The 6,099-nt window shown below is 30.4% G+C and carries 6 protein-coding genes; 3 read left to right on the top strand and 3 right to left on the bottom strand.

Annotated elements, in window-relative coordinates:
• Positions 1 to 358: 358 nt before the first annotated feature.
• Positions 359 to 1,594 (bottom strand): cell division peptidoglycan polymerase FtsW, encoded by a 1,236-nt coding sequence (gene ftsW, locus CD150_RS06420; RefSeq protein WP_046207857.1) that lies wholly within the window; start codon positions 1,592 to 1,594, stop codon positions 359 to 361.
• 357 nt (positions 1,595 to 1,951) lie between these two features.
• Positions 1,952 to 2,227, bottom strand: coding sequence for an Fpa/YlaN family protein (locus CD150_RS06415; RefSeq protein ID WP_019469266.1), 276 nt, complete (start codon positions 2,225 to 2,227; stop codon positions 1,952 to 1,954).
• A gap of 344 nt (positions 2,228 to 2,571) precedes the next feature.
• Between CD150_RS06415 and CD150_RS06410 the strand changes: the two genes are divergently transcribed.
• Both CD150_RS06410 and CD150_RS06405 read left to right on the top strand, forming a co-directional pair.
• On the top strand, positions 2,572 to 3,054 hold the full coding sequence (locus CD150_RS06410) for a hypothetical protein (protein WP_073342463.1): 483 nt from the start codon (positions 2,572 to 2,574) through the stop codon (positions 3,052 to 3,054).
• Entirely contained in the window at positions 3,055 to 3,228 is a 174-nt protein-coding gene (locus CD150_RS06405; protein ID WP_073342466.1) for a DUF2197 domain-containing protein, read from the top strand.
• 613 nt (positions 3,229 to 3,841) lie between these two features.
• Here the strand turns inward: CD150_RS06405 and typA are convergent.
• Positions 3,842 to 5,689 carry a translational GTPase TypA gene (gene typA / locus CD150_RS06400; protein WP_046207859.1) on the bottom strand — a complete coding sequence of 616 codons (1,848 nt, stop codon included), beginning with the start codon at positions 5,687 to 5,689 and terminating at the stop codon, positions 3,842 to 3,844.
• Positions 5,690 to 5,789: 100 nt separating this feature from the next.
• Between typA and CD150_RS06395 the strand changes: the two genes are divergently transcribed.
• Complete coding sequence (locus CD150_RS06395) at positions 5,790 to 5,981, top strand: DUF5325 family protein (protein WP_103161438.1); 192 nt, start codon at positions 5,790 to 5,792, stop codon at positions 5,979 to 5,981.
• The last annotated feature ends 118 nt before the right edge of the window (positions 5,982 to 6,099 follow it).

The raw sequence follows: 6,099 nt of genomic DNA, 5'->3' as shown, positions 1-6,099 counted from the left end.
CCCTTAAATTTTGAATTTTCTAAAAAGTTGAATATAAAATTGATTATAGCAAAATACGAACTATGTATACAGTAAAATAGTTTTCACATTATTTAAAATTACAATAAAACCATTACTTTTATTTTAAAGATAAGACTAACTATTTTATTGTAATTAACACTGAAAAAATGGATACCTATCGTATTTAAGAGAGATTATATCACAAAAACAACATAATATAAAGTTATCATTATTAATAACTTAAACTTATCAAAAGAGTAACACTCATTAACTTTTTCAAAAGTAGCTTGTACAGATAAAAAAATAAGCAAACGTTTCCAACATTTGCATGTTGAATCGTTTGCTTATTTTGCACGTATTAATTATTTTTTGGCACGCTAAAATTTTTAGTATGTTTACGTTGCTGTCTTCTTTTCGATTCATCTACTTTAATTTGTTTAGCTGTAATTAACAATAGTCCCATTGCAATACTTAAGCTAATCATTGATGACCCACCAAAGCTAATAAATGGTAACGGGACACCAGTTAAAGGTATCGTGCCTGAAATACCACCTAAATTGACAAATGTTTGACTACCTATATAACTCGCAACACCTACACAAACTAATTTATAAAAGTATGAGCTTGTTTTACTCGCAAGTTCAAATGCACGATATACAATAAAGAATAATAGGCAAATGACAATTAGCCCTCCAACAAGTCCAAGTTCCTCACAAATAATAGAGAAAATAAAGTCAGTATGTGGTTCCGGCAAATAACCTAATTTCATAATACTATTTCCTAAACCACGGCCTAACAATCCTCCATTACCAATTGCAATTAATGAATTAGAAATGTGGTAACCTGTGCCACCTTCATTACTAAATGGATCTGTAAGGGTACTGAATCTAGCCGTTAAATAATCTGGCACGAGCCCTATGAGTAAAAATAAGCCACCAATAAGTACAACACCTGTAAGAACAATTAAACCATATTTTAGCGATTTTTGAACGCCAATACCTGCATAAAATAAGATTGAGAAAAAAATTATTAAAATTAATAATGTTTGCCCTACATCGCGCTGTAAAAACACAAGGCCAATACAAATAGCAGATAAAATGATTGGTGAAGTCATTAATTTAGGATTTTTAAAAACTTTTGGCCTTTTCTTTTCAATCATATATGGAATATATAATATCAGAGCAATTTTCAACAGTTCTGAAGCTTGTAAATTCATAAAGCCTAAATTAATCCAACTTTTCGAACCATTAATATTACTTCCTACTAAAAGCGTTGCCATTAATAATAAGATAATCCCAAGCATCATCCATTTTTGAAACTTAATTGTTTCCAAAAACTTTACATTCATCACAAAAGCCATAATAAAAACAAGAATGATACTCATAATTACGTACATTAATTGCCTAGTGTAAAAATATGTTCCTGTCACAGGTACACCGCCTGTTAAAGAACCTTTAGTGGCTGCAACCATACTTGCACTATATACCATGACTAAGCCAATGAGACATAACAACAAATATGTAATTACTAACGGATAATCAATATATTTAGCATTCTTGCTAATATATTGAAAAAAACTCTTTATGTTATTCATTCGACATATCATCCAATTCTATTTTATATATTCTTTACATATTAATCATTTTTAATAAAAGTTTCAGTAACGTTACGTTATTCTAAAAACCGAAATTGTTTTTTAAATTAATTGTACCTTTAACAGTATATCAAAAATTGTATTCATTTTTCGAACAAATATAATTTGTTGTTCAATCATTAATATACTAATACATCTTTTGTTATCAAACAAAAAAAGTGGCTACGATACAATCAATATAATATTGACATCTTAGCCACTTCAAATATCTTATGTAGTTTTTTAACTACTTAATTTCACTTTATATCATTTTATTTAGTAAAAATAAATTTATACTTTTAAAATTACTGAATCCAATTAAACGTTTGTAAATGCCTCATGCAATTTAGACAATTCTTTTTCTAAACGAAGCATTAAATCTTTGCCCGCTTCTCTGTCTACCAAGCCTAGTTCAACAGCAAAATCAACTTCTTTTTGTAAACCAAACATTTGCGTATCAAGAACTTCTTCATACAATGGGCATTGAGGTAATGTAAGATTATCCATTTGAACTTTGATCAATTGAAGAATCCTGTCTGCATCTTTATTTAATTGGTCATATGCCGCACTGTTTAATTTTTGGCCCTTTACCATGACATACTCCCCCTATCAATTGTAACTTTATATGTAAAAGTTTATCTTACTGATACAGAAAAAGCAAGCGAATTCAGTAATATACTAAGGCTAGTTATTTATGATAATATTAGAAATAGTGATATATTTAGTTTAGTTACATATATAATTAATGAAACGAACTACACAAATCATTGTGCTATGAGCGTTCAAGCAATTAGACATTTTTATTTATATGAAGCATCTCATATGATATAAACTATTTGATTACGTCTAAATTCACAAAAATGTCAATTATTGTAACGGCTGAACTTTTTGTCGATTCGTTTTATTTAAAATTTTTATAATACATTAGGAGTGGGATTATGATTCAAATTAAGGGTGAAGTTAAATTTCCAATTACTTTAGATAGTACAACTTGGATATTTGATGATAGAAAAGTTAAATTAGAAGATTTAGAGAGTGGTGTTTTTGACGGCACTAAACCAATCAATTTCGATGACAATCGGGAATGGAATCGTGCAATTTTAGAAGGGCAAACAAATCCTCCAACACTTAATTCAGAAATTAAATATAGAAAAAGAGCAGTTTTAGAAAATTCATTTGTAATTAATATGTCACCATTTTTCAAAAATGCTGAGCCTTATGATCATGCGAAAGCAATACGTTTATTTAATGATAAAGACTCAATAGAAGTGCCAATAGATTTACTACCATATCTTTTCTTCCAATTCGCTCGTGATGGTAAAAGACTTTATGAAGATAACTTCGTAGATAGTTTTGTCTACATTCCAGTACAAGGTTATTCATATGAGTTCAAGTATGTTACTCACATCGAGGTGATTTAAATGATAAAAGTGCAATGTATTATCTGTGATACCGAAGTATTCATTGATCAAAATACATTAGAAGCTAAAAGATTAAGAAATGATCCAATGCACACATTTATGTGCGACGAATGTAAAAGTCGTCTGGATACACCAAAACAACGTAATCAAGCAACAACTTTCGACCATCGATAATCTATTTGTACAGACTTACACATGTTTTAAATCAAAAAGCAAAATATAGCTTCATCATATTAGCAATCGTTAATAGCTTTGACCATCGTCATCGACAGTTAATATTTTATAAGTCAACTGGAACCTTAATCTTAAAATACGCCCTGTGAAAGTTTTTATCAATTTGAAACTTTTACAGGGTTTGTTTTATATCACTATTGCTTATCAATTAACTTTCTTGATGTGAAACAACACTGATCCTGTATACTCAAGCAACTCATGATATACTTTGAAGTTTAATCAGTAACTACTATTCTATATTTCACGATTACTTATCATAGATATTCACTACAAAATCAAAGTATTTATCTATCATGAATAAATACAATTAAATGATTTAATTTGATGTCATGTGTATAAAAGTTATAAGTTAATATAACACCTCTGCTTTACTAAAACGCCTAATTAATTAAAAATCGAACTAATTATATTACCAAATACTGATCATTTTTACTACTTAACAAGTGAATATCATAAAAAAAGCAACATCAATCTCTATATTATTCCAATAGAAATTGACATTGCCATGTTAATCAAAAGTATTTATTGCTCCAATACTATGATGATTTACTAATTACTCTTCTTCTTGCATTAATTGTTTGATTCGTTTTGCTTCTTTTTCACGCGCTGCTTTTTCTAAAATTGTTTTTCTAATGCGAATCGTTTCAGGCGTTACCTCTACTAATTCATCATCATTGATAAATTGTAATGCTTCTTCTAAAGTTAATTTTCTTGGGCGTTTCATTGTAACTGTTTGATCTTTTGTAGCTGAACGTACGTTAGTTTGGTGTTTTTCTTTCGTAATATTTACTGTTAAGTCATTTTCACGATTGTGTTCACCGACAATCATACCTTCATATACTTCAGTACCTGGTTCCATAAAGTTCGTACCGCGATCTTCTAATCCCATAATTGCATATGAACTTGCTTGACCTTTGTCCATAGACACAAGCGCACCATTTCTTCTACCGCCTATACGGCCTTTAACACGAGGTTTGAATTCTTCAAAAGTATGGTTAATAATACCGTAGCCACGTGTCTGTGACATAAACTCAGTAGTATAACCGATTAAACCACGTGCTGGAACCATAAATATAAGACGAGTTAAACCATTATCAGTAGTCACCATATCTAGCATTTCACCTTTACGTTGACCTAATGATTCTATGACAGCACCTGTATATTCTTGTGGTACTTCACATTGTACACGTTCGAATGGTTCACATTTAACGCCATCAATTTCTCTTAAGATAACTTGTGGTTTTGAAACTTGTAATTCATAACCTTCACGTCTCATATTTTCAATTAAAATAGATAAATGTAGTTCACCACGTCCTGCAACTATCCATTTATCTGGAGATTCTGTTTGCGTTACTTTTAATGATACATCTGTTTCTAATTGTTCATCTAAACGCTCTTGAATTTGACGAGACGTTACGAAGTCACCTTCACGTCCAGCAAACGGTGAGTTATTAACTCTAAATGTCATTTCCAATGTAGGTTCATCTATTCTAAGAACCGGTAAAGGCTCTTGATGATCATTAGGTGTTACAGTTTCACCTACGTTAATGTCTTCCATACCTGAAACAGCAATTAAATCGCCTGCATAAGCTTCTTCAATTTCTTCACGTTTTAATCCGAAATAACCGAAAATTTTAGTTACTCTGAAATTCTTTACAGAGCCATCTAATTTTAATAAAGATACACTATCACCAACACGCATCGTTCCTCTAAATACACGTCCTACACCAATACGTCCAACATAATCGTTATAATCCAACAATGCTATTTGGAATTGTAACGGTTCTTCTCTATTATCAATTGGCGCTGGCACATAATCAATAATTGTTTCGTAAAGTGATTGCATGTTTTCATCTTGTTTTTCAGAATCTAAACTTGCAGTACCATTAACAGCTGATGCATAAACAACTGGGAAATCCAATTGTTCATCATTAGCTTCTAATTCAATAAATAAATCTAAAACTTCGTCTACTACACCTTCAGGTCTAGCTTCAGGTTTATCAATTTTATTTACTACTACTACAGGTTTTAAATTTTGTTCAAGTGCTTTTTTTAATACGAAACGTGTTTGTGGCATTGTACCTTCATATGCGTCTACAACTAAGATTACACCATCAACCATTTTCATAATACGTTCAACTTCGCCACCGAAATCGGCATGTCCAGGCGTATCTAAAATGTTGATTCTGTTATCTTTATAATTAATTGCCGTATTTTTAGCAAGAATTGTTATGCCTCGTTCTCTTTCTATGTCGTTAGAATCCATTGCTCTCTCATCAACATGCTCATTTTCACGGAAAATTCCTGATTGTTTTAATAATTCATCTACTAATGTTGTTTTACCATGGTCAACGTGAGCGATGATTGCGATATTACGAACATCTTCTCTTATTTTAGTCATTTTATATAATTTCCTTTCTCGAGTAAATTCCCACTTTTCTTTGCAACTTTTTTATTATATCATATAATTGGTTAAAGAAAACTATAAAGGTGTGGTTGGGATGCAACAAAAAAAATCTAAATCAATATTCTGGGTACTCGCTATCATAGCTGTTATATTTTTGCTTTTGTTTAGCTTTAGTATCGCTGCTACAAATGTTCCAGTGATGATTTTAACATTTATACTATTCATTGCAACATTTGGGTGCGGTTTCACTTTAAAAAAGAAATATCGTGAGAATAATTGGTTATAATTATAAAATAAATGAGGACAGAAAATCATTAAAAAATGTATTTTCTGTCCTTTTTTATATGTTAATTTTATTTAAAAATGCTTTAAAGTTTGTATTTAACACGCTACTAATTAAACCA

The organism is Staphylococcus ureilyticus, assembly GCF_002902235.1.
Lineage (GTDB): Bacteria > Bacillota > Bacilli > Staphylococcales > Staphylococcaceae > Staphylococcus > Staphylococcus ureilyticus.
Note: the sequence above shows the minus strand (reverse complement) of the source record. Positions and strands in the feature narration are given on the sequence as shown.